This window comes from Salipiger sp. H15, assembly GCF_040409955.1.
GTDB lineage: Bacteria > Pseudomonadota > Alphaproteobacteria > Rhodobacterales > Rhodobacteraceae > Salipiger.
The window spans coordinates 722214-741163 of the sequence record NZ_CP123384.1; the positions used below are offsets into that span (position 1 = coordinate 722214).

The 18950-nt window shown below is 68.4% G+C and carries 20 protein-coding genes; 3 read left to right on the forward strand and 17 right to left on the reverse strand.

The features are described 5' to 3' along the window. Nucleotides 1-2: 2 nt before the first annotated feature. The 3 genes from PVT71_RS03510 to petA are packed head-to-tail and all read right to left on the reverse strand — an operon-like array spanning nt 3 to nt 2742. Nucleotides 3-791, reverse strand: coding sequence for a cytochrome c1 (locus PVT71_RS03510; RefSeq protein ID WP_353473109.1), 789 nt, complete (start codon nt 789-791; stop codon nt 3-5). Nucleotides 792-810: 19 nt separating this feature from the next. Continuing rightward, nucleotides 811-2154 (reverse strand): cytochrome b, encoded by a 1344-nt coding sequence (gene petB / locus PVT71_RS03515; protein ID WP_353473110.1) that lies wholly within the window; start codon nt 2152-2154, stop codon nt 811-813. Nucleotides 2155-2166: 12 nt separating this feature from the next. Beyond that, nucleotides 2167-2742, reverse strand: coding sequence for a ubiquinol-cytochrome c reductase iron-sulfur subunit (gene petA, locus PVT71_RS03520; protein WP_353473111.1), 576 nt, complete (start codon nt 2740-2742; stop codon nt 2167-2169). A gap of 241 nt (nt 2743-2983) precedes the next feature. On the opposite strand from petA, the gene PVT71_RS03525 reads away from it, so the two are divergent. Continuing rightward, nucleotides 2984-3646 carry an outer membrane beta-barrel protein gene (locus PVT71_RS03525; protein WP_353473112.1) on the forward strand — a complete coding sequence of 221 codons (663 nt, stop codon included), beginning with the start codon at nt 2984-2986 and terminating at the stop codon, nt 3644-3646. A gap of 74 nt (nt 3647-3720) precedes the next feature. Here PVT71_RS03525 and PVT71_RS03530 read toward each other — a convergent pair whose 3' ends face one another. The 6 genes from PVT71_RS03530 to PVT71_RS03555 form a co-directional block, all read right to left on the reverse strand. Further along, on the reverse strand, nt 3721-4014 hold the full coding sequence (locus tag PVT71_RS03530) for an alkylphosphonate utilization protein (protein WP_353473113.1): 294 nt from the start codon (nt 4012-4014) through the stop codon (nt 3721-3723). 14 nt (nt 4015-4028) lie between these two features. Then, on the reverse strand, nt 4029-4796 hold the full coding sequence (gene pssA / locus PVT71_RS03535) for a CDP-diacylglycerol--serine O-phosphatidyltransferase (protein ID WP_353473114.1): 768 nt from the start codon (nt 4794-4796) through the stop codon (nt 4029-4031). Next, nucleotides 4789-5463, reverse strand: a complete 675-nt coding sequence (locus PVT71_RS03540; RefSeq protein ID WP_353473115.1) for a phosphatidylserine decarboxylase — start codon at nt 5461-5463, stop codon at nt 4789-4791. The genes pssA and PVT71_RS03540 overlap by 8 nt, the downstream gene beginning before the upstream one ends. Nucleotides 5464-5562: 99 nt before the next feature. Continuing rightward, nucleotides 5563-6168, reverse strand: a complete 606-nt coding sequence (locus PVT71_RS03545; RefSeq protein ID WP_353473116.1) for a glutathione S-transferase — start codon at nt 6166-6168, stop codon at nt 5563-5565. Between the two features lie 187 nt (nt 6169-6355). Further along, nucleotides 6356-7999, reverse strand: coding sequence for a chaperonin GroEL (gene groL / locus PVT71_RS03550; protein WP_353473117.1), 1644 nt, complete (start codon nt 7997-7999; stop codon nt 6356-6358). Nucleotides 8000-8070: 71 nt separating this feature from the next. Then, nucleotides 8071-8364 carry a co-chaperone GroES gene (locus PVT71_RS03555; protein ID WP_353473118.1) on the reverse strand — a complete coding sequence of 98 codons (294 nt, stop codon included), beginning with the start codon at nt 8362-8364 and terminating at the stop codon, nt 8071-8073. A gap of 302 nt (nt 8365-8666) precedes the next feature. On the opposite strand from PVT71_RS03555, the gene PVT71_RS03560 reads away from it, so the two are divergent. Further along, a complete protein-coding gene (locus PVT71_RS03560) occupies nt 8667-9629 on the forward strand; it encodes a DMT family transporter (RefSeq protein ID WP_353473119.1) in 963 nt (320 codons plus the stop codon). A gap of 16 nt (nt 9630-9645) precedes the next feature. On the opposite strand, the gene PVT71_RS03565 is transcribed toward PVT71_RS03560, so the two are convergent. Then, nucleotides 9646-10323, reverse strand: a complete 678-nt coding sequence (locus tag PVT71_RS03565; protein WP_353473120.1) for a DUF2161 family putative PD-(D/E)XK-type phosphodiesterase — start codon at nt 10321-10323, stop codon at nt 9646-9648. A gap of 85 nt (nt 10324-10408) precedes the next feature. Here PVT71_RS03565 and PVT71_RS03570 point away from each other — a divergent pair, with 85 nt between their 5' ends. Then, the gene (locus PVT71_RS03570; protein WP_353473121.1) at nt 10409-11398 is read left to right on the forward strand and encodes a TraB/GumN family protein; all 990 of its coding nucleotides are present in this window, start codon (nt 10409-10411) and stop codon (nt 11396-11398) included. Nucleotides 11399-11405: 7 nt separating this feature from the next. Here the strand turns inward: PVT71_RS03570 and PVT71_RS03575 are convergent, their stop codons facing one another. The 7 genes from PVT71_RS03575 to PVT71_RS03605 all read right to left on the reverse strand — a co-directional run bounded on the left by PVT71_RS03575 (nt 11406) and on the right by PVT71_RS03605 (nt 18905). Next, nucleotides 11406-13427 carry a M3 family metallopeptidase gene (locus PVT71_RS03575; RefSeq protein WP_353473122.1) on the reverse strand — a complete coding sequence of 674 codons (2022 nt, stop codon included), beginning with the start codon at nt 13425-13427 and terminating at the stop codon, nt 11406-11408. A 110-nt stretch (nt 13428-13537) separates the two neighbouring features. Then, nucleotides 13538-14323 carry an amino acid ABC transporter permease gene (locus PVT71_RS03580; protein ID WP_353473123.1) on the reverse strand — a complete coding sequence of 262 codons (786 nt, stop codon included), beginning with the start codon at nt 14321-14323 and terminating at the stop codon, nt 13538-13540. 28 nt (nt 14324-14351) lie between these two features. Then, nucleotides 14352-15146: a transporter substrate-binding domain-containing protein gene (locus PVT71_RS03585; protein WP_353473125.1), complete on the reverse strand. Its 795-nt coding sequence runs from the start codon at nt 15144-15146 to the stop codon at nt 14352-14354. Nucleotides 15147-15235: 89 nt separating this feature from the next. After that, nucleotides 15236-16291, reverse strand: a complete 1056-nt coding sequence (moeB, locus tag PVT71_RS03590) for a molybdopterin-synthase adenylyltransferase MoeB (protein WP_353473126.1) — start codon at nt 16289-16291, stop codon at nt 15236-15238. Then, nucleotides 16291-16746 carry a dUTP diphosphatase gene (gene dut / locus PVT71_RS03595; protein WP_353473127.1) on the reverse strand — a complete coding sequence of 152 codons (456 nt, stop codon included), beginning with the start codon at nt 16744-16746 and terminating at the stop codon, nt 16291-16293. The genes moeB and dut overlap by 1 nt, the downstream gene beginning before the upstream one ends. Nucleotides 16747-16852: 106 nt before the next feature. Continuing rightward, nucleotides 16853-18049: a bifunctional phosphopantothenoylcysteine decarboxylase/phosphopantothenate--cysteine ligase CoaBC gene (gene coaBC / locus PVT71_RS03600; protein WP_353473128.1), complete on the reverse strand. Its 1197-nt coding sequence runs from the start codon at nt 18047-18049 to the stop codon at nt 16853-16855. A gap of 109 nt (nt 18050-18158) precedes the next feature. After that, on the reverse strand, nt 18159-18905 hold the full coding sequence (locus tag PVT71_RS03605) for a ChaN family lipoprotein (RefSeq protein WP_353473129.1): 747 nt from the start codon (nt 18903-18905) through the stop codon (nt 18159-18161). Between the last annotated feature and the right edge of the window lie 45 nt (nt 18906-18950).

Genomic DNA, 18950 nt, shown 5'->3' on the forward strand with positions numbered 1-18950 from the left:
GATCACTCCGGCTTGTGCTTGATCGGGCGCCAGATGCGCTTGTTGGTCAGGTACAGCAGCACCGACAGCAGCGTCAGGAACAGCACGCCAATGAAGCCGGCCTCCTTGCGCGCCATCATCTTCGGCTCGGCGGTCCACATCAGGAAGGCCGCCACGTCCTGCGCCTCGTGGTGCAGCTCGTTCGAGTGACCGTCGGCGAACTCGACGTCCTCGCCCGAGAGCGGCGGCGGCATGGCGATCCAGCCGGTCGAGAAGGCATGGTTCTCGTAGAAGGTGGTGCCGGCCTCGACCTTGGTCTCGCCGGTGTAGCCGGTGAGGACCGAGGCGATGTACTCGGCGCCGCCCATGCCGTTGAAGAGCTGCGACAGGCCGGTGCCGTAGGGGCCGTGGAAGCCCGCACGGGCCTTGGCCATCAGCGACAGGTCCGGCGCGCCGGCGGAGGTGACCGCCGGGAAGTGGTCGGTCTCGATCGCCGGACGGGTGTCTTCGAGCTCTTCGTCATAGACCTCGAAGTGTTGCGCCGCGTAGGCGCGCACCTGGTCCGCGGGGATGCCGGGGCCACCCGGGTCGCCGAGGGTGCGCAGCGGTACGAACTTCAGGCCGTGGCAGGCCGCGCAGACCTCGGTGAAGATCTGCAGACCGCGCTGGAGCTGCGCCTGGTCATAGGCACCGAAGGGGCCCTCGAAGGAGAACGCGAAGTCCTCCACGTGGCCACCCTCGCCGGCAGCGAAGGCGCTGCCGGAGGCAAGACCCAGGGCCGCGACGGCGGAAAGGGCAAGTTTCTTGAACATGACTCTTGTGTCCTTTCTCTTACTCGGCCGGGTGCGACGCGGTCGCGCCATCGTCCGAGGACTTGCCGTAATGCGCCTCGAAGTCGTCCTCGATGGTCGCGGGGATCGGCAGCGGCTTCTCGATCACGCCGAGCAGCGGCAGGATCACGAAGAAGTAGCCGAACCAGTAGGCCGCACCGATCAGCGAGAAGCTGGCGTAGGGCTCTTCGGCCGGCATGGAGCCGAGCCACATCAGCGCGATGAAGTCGATCACCAGCAGCCAGAACCACCACTTGAACTGCGGGCGGTACTTGCCCGAGCGCACCGACGAGGTGTCGAGCCAGGGCGCCAGCGCCATGGCGATGATCGCGCCGAACATGGCGAGCACGCCGAAGAACTTCGCGTCGACGATGCCGCCGGTCACGAAGGACGCGATCTGCACCACCCAGACTTCGGAGGTGAAGGCGCGCAGGATCGCGTAGAACGGCAGGAAGTACCATTCGGGCACGATGTGCGCCGGGGTCGCGAGCGGGTTCGCCTCGACGTAGTTGTCGGGGTGGCCGAGGTAGTTCGGCATGAAGCCGACGATGGCGAAGAACACGGCAAGGATCACCGCCAGGGCGAAGAGGTCCTTGATCACGTAGTAGGGCCAGAACGGCACGGTGTCCTTCTCGGCATCCGCCTTCGAGGTGCGGCGCACTTCGACACCGGTCGGGTTGTTGTTGCCCGTGGTGTGGAAGGCCCAGATGTGCACGGCGACGAGGGCCGCGATCACGAAGGGCAGCAGGTAGTGCAGCGAGAAGAAGCGATTCAGCGTGGCATTGTCCACGGCCGGCCCGCCGAGGAGCCAGGTCTGGATGTGCTCGCCGATGAACGGGATCGCGCCGAACAGGCCGGTGATCACCGTCGCGCCCCAGAAGGACATCTGACCCCAGGGCAGGACGTAGCCCATGAAGGCGGTGCCCATCATCGCGAGGTAGATCAGCATGCCGATGATCCAGGTGATCTCGCGCGGGGACTTGTACGAGCCGTAGTAGAGGCCGCGGAAGATGTGCGCGTAGACCGCCACGAAGAACAGCGAGGCGCCGTTGGCGTGCAGGTAGCGCAGCATGTAGCCGCCGTTCACGTCGCGCATGATGTGCTCGACCGAGGCGAAGGCCATGTCGACATGCGGCGTGTAGTGCATGACCAGCACGATGCCGGTGATGATCTGCAGCGCAAGGCAGAAGGTCAGGACGATGCCCCAGATCCACATCCAGTTCAGGTTCTTGGGCGTGGGGATCATGATGGTGTCATACAGAAGGCCGACGATCGGCAGGCGCTTGTGCACCCAGGTCTCGATGCCCGTCTTCGGTTCGTAATGGTCGTGCGGAATACCAGCCATGGACGCCTCCCCTTAGCCCAGCAGGATCGTGGTGTCTTCGACGAACGAAGCCACGGGAACGTGAAGGTTCTGCGGCGCCGGACCCTTGCGGATGCGGCCGGCGGTATCGTAGTGCGACCCGTGGCAGGGGCAGAACCAGCCACCCACGCCGCCCGCAGTGAAATCACCGGCATTGCCCAGAGGCACGCAGCCCAGATGCGTACAGACGCCCATCATCACCAGCCATTCACCGGCCTCGTCGAGGCTCCGGTTCTGGTCGATGGCGTCCGAGCCCGCGGGCACGTTCTCGTTCCGGGCCTGCGTATCGACGAGCTGATCCATCGTGACCGAGCGGGCCTCCTCGATTTCCGCTTCGGTCCGACGACGGATGAACACCGGCTTGCCGAGCCACTTCACCGTGAGCTGGGTGCCGGTCTCCACTCCGGACACGTCAACTCGGATGGTGCTCAGGGCCCGGACGTCGGCCGACGGGTTCATCTGGTTGACCAGCGGCCAGACGGCCGCGCCAGTGGCGACTACGCCGGCACCGCCGGTGGCGTAGAAGAGAAAATCTCTTCTGGTGCCTTCGTGATCTTCTGCTTGTGACACGGGGTCTTCTCCATTCCTCATTTGCCGGGTTCGCGGCCGGCCGACACGCAGATAAGGCCGCGCAAGAACGCAGCATTTCCGATCGTTGTATTATCGGCCCACCCTACGTCAGTAAAGCAAACATAACAGAGACATTGACGGGAGTGCCGATGTGTCGCGGTTGAAACGCGGCACGGACCGAAGATATTAGGCAGTTGAGCCCTAATTCGCCCCAAGAGTTTCACCTAGAGGAGCCAAGGCCATGAGAGCCCTGATTCTGCCCACGATCCTGCTCTCGACCGGCCTTGCCGGCGCTGCCTCCGCGCAGGATTTCGAAGCATCGGTCTACACCGGCTGGCAGACCGCGCCGCACAGCCGCATCACCGGCAAGTACCCCGGCAGCGGCGACAGTTTCGACGAGCTGATCGGCTGGGAAGGCAAGTCCTTCGAGATGCCGCCCTACTGGGGCCTGCGCGGCACCTGGTGGCGCAGCGACACCTTCGGCGTGGCGCTCGAATTCACCCATGCCAAGGTCTACGCCAACGAGGACGACCGCGACGACGCGGGCTTCGAGACGCTGGAATTCACCGACGGCATCAACATCCTCACCGTCAACGCCATGCGCCGCTGGCCCGAGCAGTGGGGCAAGCTGACGCCCTTCGCGGGCGCAGGTCTCGGCATCGCGGTGCCGCACGTCGAGGTGGCCACCACCGGCGGCACGGACGACACGTTCGAATACCAGTACACCGGCCCGGCCATGCGCCTTCTCGCCGGCGTGAGCTACCCGATCAACGACAAGTGGTCTGTCTACGGCGAGTACCAGTTCACCTACTCGTGGAACGAGGCGGACCTCGACGAGGGCGGCACGCTCGAGACCGACATCAAGACCAACGCGCTGAACGTCGGTGTGTCGATGAAGTTCTGACCGGAGCCCGGCCCCGGAACGACGAAGCGCTCCCCTCGGGGAGCGCTTTTCATTTGCAGGCCAGCGGTCTGCGCTCAGCGCTTCTTGACGAACTCGGTGCGCAGCACGAGGCCCTTGATCGTGTCGTGCCGGCAGTCGATCTCCTCGGGGTTGTCGGTCAGCCGGATCGAGCGGATCACCGTGCCCTGCTTCAGCGTCTGGCCGGCGCCCTTGACCTTCAGATCCTTGGTGAGCACCACCGAGTCCCCGTCGGCGAGCAGGTTGCCCGCCGCGTCCCGGACCTCGACGGCGCTCGTCGCCGCCACCTCGGAGGCCGGCTTCCACTCGCCGCTCGCCTCGTCGTAGACCCATTCCTCTTCTGCGGCCATGGCGGCCTCCTGTCTCAGCTGGACGGTCCGTGCCGCCGTTTCTTCGGAAGCATCACGATAACCGCCGCCACGTAGGCGACGCAGACCAGCGCGAGGCTGATCCAGGCATAGGTCAGCACCGCCGCGCCGACGAAGGCGACGCCGACCAGCACGTATTTCACGTTCTGCCGCGAGATGCGGGTGGTCTTGAACGACCAGGTGGGAATCCGGCTGATCATCGCCAGACCCGCGAGCACCAGCCAGGCGGCCAGCACGAGGTCGGGGAAGAGCGGCCCGGCCCCGAGCCCGAAGCTGAGGTACATCGGCATCATCGCCAGCAGCGCCCCCGCCGGCGAGGGCACGCCGGTGAAGTAGGCGTTGTCATGCTCCTTGTCCTCGGACTTGCGCATGACGTTGAACCGGGCAAGCCGGACCACCGCGCAGACCGCGAAGACCAGCACCGCGATCCAGCCGAAGTTGCGGCTGTCCTCGAGCGCCCAGTTGTAGAGCAGCAGCCCCGGCGCCACGCCGAAGTTGAGGAAGTCGGCAAGGCTGTCGAGCTCGGCGCCCATGCCGCTTTCGGATTTCAGCGCCCGCGCGAGGCGGCCATCGAGCCCGTCGAGCACCGCCGCGAGCAGGATCAGCTGCACCGCCAGCTCGTAGGAGCCCTGCAGGCCGAACCGGATCGCCGTCAGCCCCGCGCAGATCGCCACCACGGTCAGCACGTTGGGCAGAAGCTGGATGAGCGTCACCTTCTCGGCGGCGCGGGCCTTCGGGTCCTCGATCGGCTGCTGGTCACTCATTCAGGGGGCTCCCAAGGTCGGCAATGATGCTCTCGCCGGCGACCATGGTCTGGCCGATGGCGACAAGCGGCTCCACCCCTTCGGGCAGGTAGACGTCGAGACGCGAGCCGAAGCGGATGAGACCGAAGCGGTCGCCGCGGTTCAGCCGGTCACCTTCCTTCACCCACCACATGATGCGGCGCGCGACAAGCCCCGCGATCTGCACGACGGCGATCTCGCGCCCGTCCTCGAGGCGGATGCGCAGCGCGTTGCGCTCGTTGTCCACCGAGGCCTTGTCGAGCGAGGCGTTGAAGAACTTGCCCGGGCGATAGGCGACCGAGACGATCTCGCCGGTGACCGGGGTGCGGTTCACGTGGCAGTTGAACACCGACATGAAGACCGACACGCGGGTCATCGGCACGCCCGGCATGCCAAGCTCGGCCGGCGGCACCGCGGGCTCGATCAGCGAGACGACGCCGTCGGCGGGCGAGACCAGCAGGCCGGGGCGCTGCGGCACCACGCGCTCGGGGTCGCGGAAGAAGTAGTAGCACCAGATGGTCAGGCCGACACCGATCCAGCCGAGCGGGTCGCAGATCAGGAACAGCACCACGGTGATCGCGGCGAAGATGCCGACGAACTTGCGCCCCTCGGGGTGCATCGGCTTGATGAATGTGTCGCGCATCCGCATGGAAAAGTCCTTCCGGGCTTGGAACTCGTGGGGTGCAGGCAGCTAAGCCGAAGCAGCCCCGCGTGCAAGCGTTTTGGGTCCGGGGCCGGGCGATGGCCCTCAGGACGTGGGGTCCGTGGCCACCATCGAGTCGCGCTTGGCAAAGGCGTCGTACCAGGCGGCCAGCGCCGGGCGGCCGATGCGCCACTTGCGCGCGTCATGGCGGAAATCGAGGTAGGAGAGCGCGCAGGCCACGGCGATGTGGCCCATGTCCATGCGCCCGGCAAGATGGCTCATCCAGCGCGTCTCGAGCGCGTCGAGCGCCCGCGCGACCTTGCCCCACTGCCCCTCGATCCACTCCATCGAGACCATCTCGCGGGCGCGGAAACGCTCCTCGTAGACGATGAGCACGGCGGCATCCATGATCCCGTCGGCGGTCGCCTCGAGCACCAGCGTGTCCCAGATCCGCGCCTCGGGGTAGAGCCCGCCCCCGGCCCGCGCGTCGAGGAAGCGGCAGATCACCCGGCTGTCGTAGAGCGTCGGCCCGTCGGGGCGCACCAGCGCCGGGATCTTGCCCACCGGGTTGGCGGCGACCAGCGCCGGATCGGGCACGATCGGCGAGGCGGCCACCTGCACCTGCTCGACCTCGCCGATCTGGCCGGTCTCGTGCAGCGTGACGAGCACCTTGCGGACGAAGGGCGACGGCCCGGCCTGCAGCAGTTTCATCGCGTCTCTCCCTTGCGCGGTTGTCGGACCGGAGCCTAGCGCGCGCGGCGGCGAAGGAAAACGGCTAAGGCGGAGAGGTGCCGGCCGCTGCCCCGGCGGGCGGGTTTCCCCTGCCCCCAAATGCAAGGCGGGGGGCCGAAGCCCCCCGCCTGCTGCCCGAAGGCAGACGTCCATATGGACCGGCAGATTACATCATGCCGCCCATGCCGCCCATGCCGCCCATGTCGGGCATGCCGGCGCCGGAGTCTTTCTGCGGCTTGTCGGCCACCATCGCTTCGGTGGTGATCAGCAGGCCGGCAACCGAAGCTGCGTCTTCCAGTGCGGTACGCACGACCTTCGCGGGGTCGATCACGCCGAACTTGAACATGTCGCCATATTCGTCGGTCTGCGCGTTGTAGCCGAACTTCACGTCGTTCGATTCACGCACCTTGCCTGCGACGACCGAGCCGTCCACGCCGGCGTTCTCGGCGATCTGGCGCAGCGGAGCTTCCAGAGCCTTGCGCACGATGGCGATACCGGCGTTCTGGTCGGAGTTCGCACCGGTCAGACCGTCGAGGGTCTTGGCGCCCTGCACCAGTGCGGTGCCGCCGCCGACGACGATGCCTTCCTGCACGGCTGCGCGGGTTGCGTTCAGAGCGTCGTCCACACGGTCCTTGCGCTCTTTCACTTCAACCTCGGTCATGCCGCCGACGCGGATGACGGCCACGCCGCCCGCCAGCTTGGCAACACGCTCCTGCAGCTTCTCGCGGTCGTAGTCCGAGGTGGTTTCCTCGATCTGCGTGCGGATCTGGGCCACGCGCGCCTCGATCTCGGCCTTGTTGCCGTGACCGTCGACGATGGTGGTCTCGTCCTTGGAGATGTTGATCGTCTTGGCGGTGCCGAGCATGTCCATGGTGACATTCTCGAGCTTCATGCCGAGGTCTTCCGAGATCACCTGGCCGCCGGTCAGGATCGCGATGTCCTGCAGCATGGCCTTGCGGCGATCGCCGAAGCCCGGTGCCTTGACGGCTGCGATCTTCAGGCCGCCGCGCAGCTTGTTGACCACGAGGGTCGCCAGCGCTTCGCCTTCGACGTCTTCAGCAACGATCAGCAGCGGCTTCTGCGACTGGATGACCTGCTCGAGCAGCGGGACCAGCGGCTGCAGCGACGAGAGTTTCTTCTCGTGCAGCAGGATGAGGCAGTCGTCGAGCTCTGCGATCATCTTGTCGGCGTTGGTCACGAAGTAGGGCGACAGGTAGCCGCGGTCGAACTGCATGCCTTCGACGACGGTGGTCTCGGTCTCGAGGCCCTTGTTCTCTTCGACGGTGATGACACCCTCGTTGCCGACCTTCTGCATCGCGTCAGCGATCTGGCGGCCGATTTCGGCTTCGCCGTTGGCCGAGATGGTGCCGACCTGGGCGACTTCGTTCGAGTCGTTGACCGGGCGAGCCGCTGCCTTGATCGCTTCGACGACCTTGGCGGTTGCCATGTCGATGCCGCGCTTCAGGTCCATCGGGTTCATGCCGGCCGCAACGGCCTTCATGCCCTCTTTCACGATCGCCTGGGCGAGAACGGTCGCGGTGGTGGTGCCGTCACCGGCCTCGTCGTTGGTGCGGGAAGCGACTTCCTTCACCATCTGCGCGCCCATGTTCTCGAACTTGTCTTCCAGTTCGATTTCCTTGGCGACCGAAACGCCGTCCTTGGTGATGCGCGGTGCGCCGAACGACTTGTCGAGCACGACGTTGCGGCCTTTCGGGCCGAGGGTCACCTTCACGGCGTCAGCGAGGATGTTCACGCCCTTGAGCATGCGTGCACGGGCGTCGCTGTTGAATTTCACGTCCTTGGCAGCCATCTGCAAGTACTCCTGAAATTGGATTGAATGTCTGGCGTAGCGGGGCGCGGGGCCCCAGGGCGATCAAGAGATCAGGCCGCCTCGGTGATGCCGAGGATGTCCGATTCCTTCATGATCAGCAGCTCTTCGCCGTCGATCGTAACTTCGGTGCCCGACCATTTGCCGAACAGAACGCGGTCGCCGGCCTTCACAGCCATTGCGATCAGCTCGCCGGAGTCCTTGCGGGCGCCTTCGCCGCAGGCGACGATCAGGCCCTCGGCGGGCTTCTCTTTCGCGCTGTCGGGGATGATCAGACCGCCCTTGGTCTTAGCGTCGCTCTCAACGCGGCGAACCAGCACGCGGTCGTGAAGCGGTTTGAATGCCATCTTCGAGTCTCCATAGCTCAAAGGTTGTCCCTGTAGGCCCCCGCCGAAGCCCGGACGCAGCCGGGGTCGAGGGCCGTTAGCACTCACCCTTGTGGAGTGCTAACGGCTGCATAGCTAGGCAGGCCCACGATTTGAGTCAACACTCCCGTCCGATAAAATTTCATGACACCCGGAGAAGGTCGGCGGACCCGTGCCCGTCAGATGTGCAGAGCGGGCCGCGGATACAAGCCTTGCCGCGTGAAGCATGGCATCTCTCCGCCGAATGTGCTGACGTGACTGAGATCACAGATTCGGAACTTCCCATGGCCATTCCCTACGCGCCGCTCTCCGCCGACTCCGCGCGGCAGACGCCCGCGCATGACAACACCCGCGGCTTCCTCTTCATGGCGCTAGGCTTCTTCGGCTTCGGCATCACCGACATGCTCGCCAAGCTGCTGACCGCGCACCTGCCGCTGATCCAGGTGGTCTGGTTCCGCCAGTCGGGGCTGTTCCTCGGGGTGCTGGTGCTGCTCGCGCTGCGCGGCACCCACGTCCTGCGCACGCCGCACCCGGTGCTGCAGATGGCGCGCGGGGTCATCGCGCTGGCCTCGGCGGGCTGCTTCGTGATGTCGCTGCGCTACGTGGGGCTCGCCGACGCCACGGCGGTGACCTTCACCGCGCCCTTCCTCGTCACCCTCTTCGGCGCGCTGCTGCTGAAGGAGCCCGTGGGCCCGCGCCGCTGGGCCGCGGTGGTCGCCGGCTTCCTCGGCATGCTGGTGGTGATCCGCCCGGGCATGGGGGTGTTCCACCCGGCCATCGGCTTTGCCTTCGTCGCGGCGCTTTGCTTTGCCACGCGGCAGCTGCTCTCGCGCTACCTCAGCGGCGCCGACAGCATCGCCACCACCGTCACCTACACCTCGCTGACCTCGTTCCTGCTGTGCTCGGTGCCGCTGCTCTTCGTCTGGCAGACCCCCGCCGACCTCGGCGTCTTCGCGCTCTGCCTCGGCCTCGCGGCGTCGGCCGGGCTCGGAGAGTTCCTGATCATCCGCGGGCTCGACGTGGGGCAGGCCGTGGTCATGGCGCCGGTGCAGTACACGATGATCCTCTGGAGCACGCTCTACGGCTTCCTCGTCTTCGCCGACCTGCCGGACGCCTGGACCTTCGTCGGCTGCGGCATCATCATCCTGTCGGGGCTCTACACGGTCTACCGTGAGCGGGTGACGGCACTGCGCGCGCGGCGCGCGGCGGCGGACCGGACGCTCGACGCCTGCCCGAGCGAGGGCTGAGCGCCGCAGGGACCGGTCACTCCGCGGCCTCCTCCTCCCAGCTTCCGGCCCAGTGCACCAGCGCCTCGCGCCCCGGGTCGGTCAGCGCGTAGACCCCAACCCGCACGCGCGCGAACCAGCCGTAGTGGTTGTCGGCCATCAGCCGCGTCGCCACCTTCACCCCGGTCGCCGTGGCCACGTCCCTGCCCCGGCTCTCGCCCGCGCTGACGAGATAGGCGGCGCAGCGCAGCGCGTCCTGCCGGTAGCCGGTGACGATGCCGTGCCGGGTCGCCCCGCCCTCGTTGGGATCGCCGGTGATCCGCCGGAACTCGCGCAGGAGCCGGGCCTGCTTTGCCTTGCTCTTGCGGGGCGCGTAGGGGCCGGGGTCGCACATCACCTCGGCCCGGCCGTCCTTCACCGTGATGAAGCCCAGCCCCAGCCGCCGGCAGAGCGCGAGGTTGTCCTTCAGCGCCCGCCGCGCGGTGCGCCCGCCCGGCCTCGGCACGGCGATGTAGACGAGCTCCGACACCCGGAGCCGCGCCAGAGCCTGGTGGAACAGCGCCAGCGAGATCTTCAGCTTCAGCTCGACGATGACCGGTTCTTCCTGCCCGCGCACCGCCACGAGGTCGGCCGCGCCCACCTCGCCCTTCACCTCGTAGCCCTGCGCCTGCAGAAGCGCCTTTACCGGCGCGTAGAGTTCACTTTCCCGCAACATGACCGCCACCATCGCCCCGCCGCTTGCCGCTGGCAAGCACCTGCCCTAGCCTGCACCGAATATCCGGTCCAAACAGGAATCCCGCATGTTCCGCTCGTTCCTCATGTCGCTTCTCCTGCTTCTGCCCGCGTCCCTGCACGCGGCCTGCACCGGCAGCGACCTGCGCCTGACGCTCACCGGTGACGAACAGGCCGCGCGGAAGGCGATGCTGGCCGGGGTGCCCTACGCCACCGGCAACCACTGGCGCGCCGAGAAGGACGGCAAGACCATCCACCTCGTCGGCACCATGCACGTCGGCGATCCGCGGCTCGACGCGCCGGTCGCGCGGCTCACGCCGCTGGTCGAGCACGCCGGGATGCTGCTGCTGGAGATGACCCGTGCCGAGGAAGCGGACCTGCAGACCGCCATCTCGCAGGATCCGACCATGCTCACCCTCACCGGGCCCACCCTGCCCGAAATGCTGCCCGAGGAGGCCTGGCAGGCGCTTGCCACCGCGGCGACGGACCGCGGCATCCCCGCCTTCATGGCCGCGAAGTTCCAGCCCTGGTACCTGTCGATGATGCTGGCCACCCCGCCCTGCGCGATGTCCCAGCTGAAGGGCAAGGCCGGGCTCGACATGAAGCTGCAGGACGTGGCCGACGCCGCGGGCGTGCGCACCCGCGCGCTCGAGCCCTTCGACACGGTCTTCCGCCTGTTCAACTCCGAGCCGATCGAGGACCAGCTCGAGATGCTGCGCACCGGCGTGCTCGACACGCAGACCGCCGAGGACCAGTTCGCCACGCTCTTCGACGCCTATTTCGACGAGGCCCATGCCGACACCTGGGTGATCTCGCGCCTGATCGCGCGCCGCGCCCTGCCCGAGGCGCCCGAAGAGGTGGATGCGATGATGGAAGAGACCGAGGCGCAGCTTCTGGACGCGCGCAACCGCGCCTGGATCCCGGTGCTGCTGCAGGCCTCGGCCGAAACCGAGGCCCCCGTCGTCGCGGCCTTCGGCGCCGCCCACCTGAGCGGCACCGGAGGGGTGCTGAACCTGCTCGCGGAAGCAGGCTTCACCCTCACCCGCGAGGCGTTCTGAGCGCCGCTCAGGCGGCCAGACCGCGCCCCTTGAGCAGCGCCTCGACGCCCGGCATCCGGCCGCGGAAGGCGGTGTAGAGCTCTTCGGCCTCGACCGAGCCGCCCTTCGACAGGATGAACTCCTCGAGCCTCGACGCGGTGGCCGGATCGAAGGCCCCGCCCGCCTCCTCGAAGGCGGCGAAGGCGTCGGCGTCCATCACCTCGGACCACATGTAGCTGTAATAGCCCGAGGAATAGCCGTCGCCCGCGAAGACATGGGCGAAATGCGGCGTGGCGTGGCGCATGGTGATCGCCGAGGGCATGCCGATCTCGGCCAGCACCTCGGCCTGTTTCGCCATCGGATCGTCGCAGGTCACGCCGCTGTGGAACTCGAGGTCGACGAGCGCCGAGGCCACGTATTCCACCGTCTGGAAGCCCATGTCGAAGGTCGCCGCCGCAAGCACCTTGTCGAGCAAGTCCTTGGGCATCGCCGCGCCGGTCTCGGCATGGGTGGCGAACTCGGCCAGAACCTCGGGCACCTCCAGCCAGTGCTCGTAGAGCTGGCTCGGCAGTTCCACGAAATCGCGCGCCACCGAGGTGCCCGAGACCGAGCCGAACTCGACATCCGAGAGCATCTGGTGCAGCGCATGGCCGAACTCGTGGAAGAGCGTGCGCGCGTCGTCGTAGGAGAGCAGCGCCGGCTTGCCCTTGGGCGGTTTTGCGAAGTTGCAGACGTTGATGACGATCGGCGCCTTCTCCACCGGCCGCCTGGCCTGGCTCTGCATCGCCGAGCACCAGGCGCCCGAGCGTTTCGAGGCGCGGGCGAAATAGTCGCCGATGAAGACCGCCACGTGCTTGCCGCCGCGCGTCACCTCCCAGGCCCGGCAATCGGGGTGGTAGAGCGGCGCATCCAGCTCGCGGAATTCCAGCCCGAAAAGCCGGGTGGAGCAGGTGAAGGCCGCCTCGATCATCCGCTCGAGCTGCAGGTAGGGCTTCAGCTCGGCCTCATCGAGATCGTGTTGCGCCTTGCGCCGCTTCTCGGCGTAGTAGCGCCAGTCCCAGGCGCGGAAATCGTCATTGATCCCGTCCTTGCGCAGCATCTCCTCCATCTGCGCCTGGTCGGCCATGGCGGCGGCGCGGGCCGGTTCCCAGACCTGCATCAAGAGCTCGCGCACCCGCTCGGGGCTGCCCGCCATCTCGGTCTCGAGCTTGTAGCTGGCGAAATCCGGGTAGCCGAGCAGCGCCGCCCGCTCTTCGCGCAGGCGCAGGGTTTCGGCGGCGATGCCGCGGTTGTCGGTCTCGCCGCCGTTCTCGCCGCGCGCGGTCCAGGCGCGCCAGGCTTTCTCGCGCAGGTCGCGCCGGGGCGAGAACTGCAGGAAGGGCACGATCAGCGAGCGCGAGAGGGTGACCACCGGCCCTGCCTGCCCCAGCGCCTCGCCGGACGAGCGCGCGGCGTCGACGACGAAGCCCGGCAGCCCCTCGAGGTCCTCCTCGGAAAGCGGCATGAACCAGTCGGCCTCGTCCTTCAGCAGGTTCTGGGTGAACTGCGTGCCAAGCACGGCAAGGCGCGACTTCACCTCCTTCATGCGCTCGGCCTCCTCGCCGGTCAGCGCCGCGCCGGCCCGGACGAAGCCGCGATGGGTCAGCATGAGCACCCTCGCCTCTTCCTCCGAAAGGCCCAGTTCATCCCGCCGCGCCCAGAGATCCCGCACCCGGCCGAAGAGCTTCTCGTTGGAATAGATCGCCGAGCTGTGCGCCGCGAGCTTCGGCGAGAACTCCCGCTGAAGCGCCTGCCGCGCCTCGTTGCTGTCCGCGCCCGCGACCGAGAAGAACACCGAGAGCACCTTGTCGAGCGCCTCGCCCGCGCCCTCCATCGCCTCGATCGTGTTGCCGAAGCCGGGCGCCTCGGCGCTCTCGGCAATCGCCTCGATCTCCGCGAGATGCGCCGCCAGCGCCTCGTCGAAGGCGGGGGCGAAGTCACCGTCGGAAATGCGGTCGAAGGGGGCGAGGCCGAAGGGCGTGTCCCAGTCGGCGAGCAGCGGGTTGGTCATGGATGATCTCCTTTTGCAGGCAAGCTAAGCCGCCCCGGCGCCGCCTTCAATGGCCGACGACGGACGCCTCCGGCGGGAGTATTTGGGGAAAGATGAAAGCCGCGCCGCGCTCAGGGGCGGTCGCGCAGCCGTGTCTCGAGCCGCCGCAGCAGCAGCGAGAGGGTGATGGTCATCGTGAGGTAGATGAGCGCCACCACGTTGTAGGTCTCGAAATAGCGGAAGTTGCCCGCCGCGGTGACCTTGCCGAGCTGCGTCACGTCGAGCACCCCCAGCACCGAGACCAGCGAGCTGTCCTTGACCATGGCGACGAAGTCGTTGCCGAGCGGCGGCAGGATGGTGCGGATCGCCTGCGGCAGCACGATCAGCCGGAACACCTGGTAGCGGCTGAGGCCGAGCGCCTCCGCCGCCTCGATCTGCCCGGTGTCCACCGAGAGCAGGCCCGCCCGGAACACCTCGGCGATGAAGGCCGAGTAGCCGATGGTCAGCGCGAGGATCGCCCGCCACAGGAGCGAGAAGTCCCGCACCCGCACCGGCTCGATGCCGAGCTGCGCGGCGAGCCAGTTCCAGCCCGCCACCAGCCCCGGGGCGAGCACGAAGGCGACGTAGAGCAGCAGCACGAGGATCGGGATGCCGCGCAGGATCTCGGTGTAGAAGCGCGCGATCTGGCGCAGCACGAGGCTCCGCGAGAGCGACATGAGCGCCACGCCCATGCCGATGAGCGAGGCCAGCACGAAGCCCACGAGCGTGACGAAGACGGTGACCTTCACGCCCGCCAGCAGCGTGCCCAGCACCTGCGCCTGCACCGCGTCGCTCAGCACCGCGCCATAGGCCAGCAGGCCCAGAACCCCGGTGGCAACGAGCCACCAGGGGAAGTCCTTCTTGGTCGCGGGCTTCATGCGATCCGGCCGCTGCGTTTCAGCGGGTTCATTCGCCCATCTTGTAGTCGAGGAACCACTTCTTGTTCAGCGCGTCGAGCGTGCCGTCGGCCTTCAGCGCCTCGATCGCCGCATTGACCGGGGCCACGAGGTCCGAGCCCTTGGGGAAGATGAAGCCGAAATCCTCCGAGCCCAGCTTCTCGCCGACGATCTTGAGCGCGCCCTCCGAGGAGGCGACGTAGCCCTCGCCCGCGGTGCCGTCGGTCAGCACGAGGTCGACATCACCGGTGCGCAGCGCCTGCACGCTGGCGCCGAAGGTCTCGAAGAGGGTGATGCGCGGGGTCTGCTCATTGCCGTCGAGCACGTCGTAGACGCCGACATAGAACGGGGTCGTGCCGGGCTGCGCGCCCATCAGCAGGTCCTCGTTGGCGGCGAAGGACGCGGCGTCGGTGAAACGCTCCTCGTCACCGCGCACCAGCATGACCATTTCCGAGCGCATGTAGGGCTCGGAGAAATCGACCATCTCGGCGCGGTCCTCGCGGATGGTGATGCCGGTCATGCCGAGGTCGAACTGGCCCTCGCTCACCGCCGGGATCATCGCGTCCCACGAGATGTTCTCGTAGGAGACGGTCATGTTCAGCCGCTTGGCGATCTCCGCCATGGCGTCATATTCCCAGCCGATCGCCTCGCCGGTCTTGGGGTCGACGAATTGCAGCGGCGGATAGGCATTCTCGGTGACCACCACCACCTCGCGCCCCGCAAGATCGGGCAGGTCCTGCGCCAGAAGCGGGGTGGCGGCGAGCAGCGCGGTGGCGACCGCCGGGGCGGCAAGCGTCTTGAACATCGGGAAAACCTCTCCGGTATCTTGTTGTGGCGCCAGTATGGCGAGCGGCCCCCACTTGGCAAGATCGCGCCGGAACTCCCGCCGTCGGGTCAGGCGCCGCTGCCGCAGGTCGGGCAGTCGGCGCGGCGCTTGAGGGTGATCTTGCGGGTCTCGCCCCAGAGCGCGTCGTAGATCAGCATCTCGCCGCGCAGCGGCTGGCCCGCCCCGGCAATGACCTTGATCGCCTCGACCGCCATCATCGCCCCGACCACCCCGGGCAGCGGCCCCAGCACCCCGGCCTGCGCGCAGGAAGGCGCCAGCCCCGGCGCCGCGGCCACCGGGAAGACGCACTGGTAGCAGGGCGCGCCGCGGGCGGGGTCGAAGACCGAGACCTGCCCCTCCCATTGCGACAGCGCGCCCGAGACCAGCGGCTTGCCCTGCTCGACGGCGACGCGGTTGACGAGGTAGCGGGTGTCCGTGTCGTCGGTTCCGTCGAGGATCACGTCATACTCGGCGATGAGCGCCTCGGCGATCTCCGGCTCCATGCGGCGGTGATAGGGCTTCACCGTCACGTGGGGGTTCTGCGCCTCCATCGCCGCCTGCGCCGAGAAGACCTTGGGCATGCCGATGCGCGCGTCGGTGTGGATCACCTGCCGCTGCAGGTTGGCGTTCTCGACCACGTCGTCGTCGATCACCCCGATGGTGCCCACCCCCGCCGCCGCGAGATATTGCAGCGCCGGCGCGCCGAGCCCGCCCGCGCCGACCACCAGCACCTTCGCCTCGCGCAGCTTCTTCTGCCCCGGCCCGCCCAGCTCGCGCAGGACGATGTGGCGGGCGTAGCGTTCGAGCTCGCTGTCCGACATGCGGCCCGGCTTCGCGGGCAGCTCCGCGGCGCGCGCCGCCTCGCCCGCCTGCGCCCGCGCCCTCACCCGGCGCAGCACGAAGGCATAGGCCAGCGCCAGCGCCACGAAGCCGCCGAGGATCAGCCAGAGCGCCGGGCTGCCGCCGGTGAGCGCGCGCAGCCCGTGCCCCTCGGGCAGGGCCACCTGGATCATCAGCACGATCACGTAGAGCAGCCCCAGCAGGTAGAGCCGCGCCTGCCTCGAGGCCCCGAGCAGGTGCCCGAGCCCCCAGATCGCCGCGCCGAGACCCAGGACCAGCAGCATCAGCGCCTGCCCGTCGAGCCGAAACCGCCCTCGCCGCGCACGGTCTCGGGCAGGGTCTCGACCAGCTCGAAGGCGCTCTGCACCACCGGCGCCACGATCATCTGCGCGATGCGCTCGCCATGGGCGACGGTGAAGCTCTCCTGCCCGGCGTTCATCACGATCACCCCGAGCGGGCCGCGGTAGTCGCTGTCGATGGTCCCCGGCGTGTTGGGCAGGGTGATGCCGTGCTTCAGCGCCAGCCCCGAGCGCGGCCGGATCTGCACCTCGTAGCCCTCGGGGATCGCCATGCGCAGCCCGGTCGGGATCAGCGCCCGCGCGCCGGGTGTCAGCACGACCGAACCGCGGTCGGGGAAGTTCGCCCGGAGGTCCGCCCCGGCCGCCCCGGCGCTCGCGTAATGCGGCAGCCCCAGCTCCCGGTCCGCACCCTCGTCCCACATCATCGCCACAGAAACCACGGCTCGTCCTTTCCTTGTCGCGGCGCGGCGGCCATGCGCGGCCCCGCCCCTTTCATCTTTCCAAAAATACTCACCTCCGGTGCGGGCCAGAGGCGCCGCGCGCGGATCAGGCGCCGAGCGCCCCGGCGATCCGCTCCGCCAGCCTGGCGGCCACGGCGCGCTTGCCCATGCGCGGCCATGCCTCGGCCCCCGCGTCCGAGATCAGCACCACCGCGTTCTCGGTCCCGCCCATGATCCCCGTCGAAGGCGAGACGTCATTCGCCACGATCCAGTCGCAGCCCTTGCGCGCGCGCTTGGCGGTGGCATTCGCCATCACGTCGTCGGTCTCGGCGGCAAAGCCCACCACGAGGCCGGGCCGCCCCTCGCCCATCCGCGAGACCTCGGCGAGGATGTCGGGGTTCTCGGCGAACTCCAGCACCGGCAGCTTGCCCGCCTGCTTCTTGATCTTCGAGCCATTCTCGGACGCCATGCGCCAGTCCGCCACCGCCGCGGCGAAGACCGCCGCCTCGACCGGCAGCGCCCCCAGCACCGCGGCGCGCATCTCGCGTGCGGTCTCGACCTCGATCACCTCGACCCCCGTCGGGCGCGGCGCATCGGCCGGGCCGGTGACGAAGACAACCTCGGCCCCGAGATCGCGCAGCGCCTCGGCGATGGCCGTGCCCTGCGCGCCCGAGGAGCGGTTGGCGATGTAGCGCACCGGGTCGATGGGCTCGTGCGTCGGGCCCGAGGTGACCAGCACCCGGCGCCCCCTGAGCGGCCCGTCCGCCAGAACGGCCTCGATCGCGGCGAGGATCTCCATCGGCTCCGCCAGCCGCCCCGGCCCGAACTCGCCGCAGGCCATGTCGCCATCGTTGGGCCCGACCATGCGCACGCCGTCGCCCTGCAGGAGCTTCAGGTTCCGCTGCGTCGCCGGGTGCTGCCACATGCGCACGTTCATCGCGGGGGCGACCAGCACCGGCGTGTCGGTGGCCAGAAGCAGCGTCGAGGCCAGATCCCCCGCCAGCCCCTGCGCCATCTTCGCCATGAGATCCGCCGTCGCCGGCGAGACCACCACCAGGTCGGCCACGCGGCTGAGCTGGATGTGGCCCATCTCGGCCTCCTTGGTCAGGTCGAAGAGGTCGCGGTGCACCTCCTCGCCGGCCAGCGCAGAGACGGACAGCGGCGTGACGAATTCCTCCGCCGCGCGGGTCATCACCGGGGTCACCGCGGCGCCGCGCTCGCGCAGGCGGCGGATCAGCTCGAGCGACTTGTAGGCCGCGATGCCGCCGCCGATGATCAGAAGTATCCGCTTGCCGGAAAGCATGTGCTGCGCCCCTCACCGCCCGGGGCCGCGTGCCCCGTGTTTCGGCACCAAGTGTTAGAGGCCGGACGCGGAAAACTCAACGCTGCTCGGGCAATGCGGCTGCGGGGCCTCAGTTGCTCTGCGGCATCTGGAAATCGGCGCAGGGATCCGCGCGCTCGGCCGGGGCGCTTTCCTCGACGAGGTCGAAGGCCCCGTCGGGCGCGCCCTGCCCGGTCTCGCCCTGCCCCAGCGCCGCCACCGAGACCTCGCCCGCCGCGCGCGTGAGCAGCGCCGGCGCGCCCCAGTCCTTGCGGGCGTGGCCGTTGCCGGTGATCACCACCACCGGCCCGCCCAGCTCGGCATAGGCCTCGAGCGCGGTCTCGGCCAGTCGCGCGTCGCGCAGGCGCTGGATATTGACCATGGTGGGAAGCATCTCGAGCGGCAGGGCATTGCAATGCGCCGCCATCTGCAGCTCCTGCCGCGCCGCCTCCTGATCGGGATCGAGCGGCTCGTCGAGCCCGTAGAAGCCGGCGCTCGGGCCGAAGACCCGGGCGAGATCACCCTCGCCAAGCGCCCGCGCCTCCTTGCGCGGGAGTTCCGCGCCGAAGACCTTCGCCTCGGGCGCCGCCGCGAAGATCGGGTAATACATCGAGAAATCCGGCCAGCCGCTGCCGTCCCAGCCAAGCGCCGCCTCCAGCGCCGCCGCGTCGGTCATCAGCGCGGGCGTCACCTGAGCGGCCTGCTCGGCGGTCAGCATCTCGAAGACCAGCGCGACGGGCTTGATCTGCGCCACCAGCTCGGCCTGCCGCGCGTGGTGGGCGGGGTTGTCATGGATCTCGCCGAGGAACACCACATTCGCCCCCATGAGGGCGGACATGCCATCCTGCGGCGCAACGGGAGACGGCTGCGCCAGCGCGGGGGC

What these genes read in the sequence shown, in the direction of transcription:
- moeB (WP_353473126.1), bottom strand. Translation starts at nt 16,291, where the DNA reads ATGCTGCTGGTCCTGGGTCTCGGCGCGGCGATCTGGGGGCTCGGGCAC.
- PVT71_RS03575 (WP_353473122.1), bottom strand. Translation starts at nt 13,427, where the DNA reads ATGACCAACCCGCTGCTCGCCGACTGGGACACGCCCTTCGGCCTCGCC.
- PVT71_RS03545 (WP_353473116.1), bottom strand. Translation starts at nt 6,168, where the DNA reads ATGAAACTGCTGCAGGCCGGGCCGTCGCCCTTCGTCCGCAAGGTGCTC.
- groL (WP_353473117.1), bottom strand. Translation starts at nt 7,999, where the DNA reads ATGGCTGCCAAGGACGTGAAATTCAACAGCGACGCCCGTGCACGCATG.
- PVT71_RS03530 (WP_353473113.1), bottom strand. Translation starts at nt 4,014, where the DNA reads ATGGCCGCAGAAGAGGAATGGGTCTACGACGAGGCGAGCGGCGAGTGG.
- PVT71_RS03585 (WP_353473125.1), bottom strand. Translation starts at nt 15,146, where the DNA reads ATGTTCAAGACGCTTGCCGCCCCGGCGGTCGCCACCGCGCTGCTCGCC.
- petB (WP_353473110.1), bottom strand. Translation starts at nt 2,154, where the DNA reads ATGGCTGGTATTCCGCACGACCATTACGAACCGAAGACGGGCATCGAG.
- PVT71_RS03560 (WP_353473119.1), top strand. Translation starts at nt 8,667, where the DNA reads ATGGCCATTCCCTACGCGCCGCTCTCCGCCGACTCCGCGCGGCAGACG.
- PVT71_RS03510 (WP_353473109.1), bottom strand. Translation starts at nt 791, where the DNA reads ATGTTCAAGAAACTTGCCCTTTCCGCCGTCGCGGCCCTGGGTCTTGCC.
- PVT71_RS03580 (WP_353473123.1), bottom strand. Translation starts at nt 14,323, where the DNA reads ATGAAGCCCGCGACCAAGAAGGACTTCCCCTGGTGGCTCGTTGCCACC.
- pssA (WP_353473114.1), bottom strand. Translation starts at nt 4,796, where the DNA reads ATGAGTGACCAGCAGCCGATCGAGGACCCGAAGGCCCGCGCCGCCGAG.
- PVT71_RS03605 (WP_353473129.1), bottom strand. Translation starts at nt 18,905, where the DNA reads ATGTCCGCCCTCATGGGGGCGAATGTGGTGTTCCTCGGCGAGATCCAT.
- PVT71_RS03570 (WP_353473121.1), top strand. Translation starts at nt 10,409, where the DNA reads ATGTTCCGCTCGTTCCTCATGTCGCTTCTCCTGCTTCTGCCCGCGTCC.
- PVT71_RS03555 (WP_353473118.1), bottom strand. Translation starts at nt 8,364, where the DNA reads ATGGCATTCAAACCGCTTCACGACCGCGTGCTGGTTCGCCGCGTTGAG.
- coaBC (WP_353473128.1), bottom strand. Translation starts at nt 18,049, where the DNA reads ATGCTTTCCGGCAAGCGGATACTTCTGATCATCGGCGGCGGCATCGCG.
- PVT71_RS03525 (WP_353473112.1), top strand. Translation starts at nt 2,984, where the DNA reads ATGAGAGCCCTGATTCTGCCCACGATCCTGCTCTCGACCGGCCTTGCC.
- PVT71_RS03540 (WP_353473115.1), bottom strand. Translation starts at nt 5,463, where the DNA reads ATGCGGATGCGCGACACATTCATCAAGCCGATGCACCCCGAGGGGCGC.
- PVT71_RS03565 (WP_353473120.1), bottom strand. Translation starts at nt 10,323, where the DNA reads ATGTTGCGGGAAAGTGAACTCTACGCGCCGGTAAAGGCGCTTCTGCAG.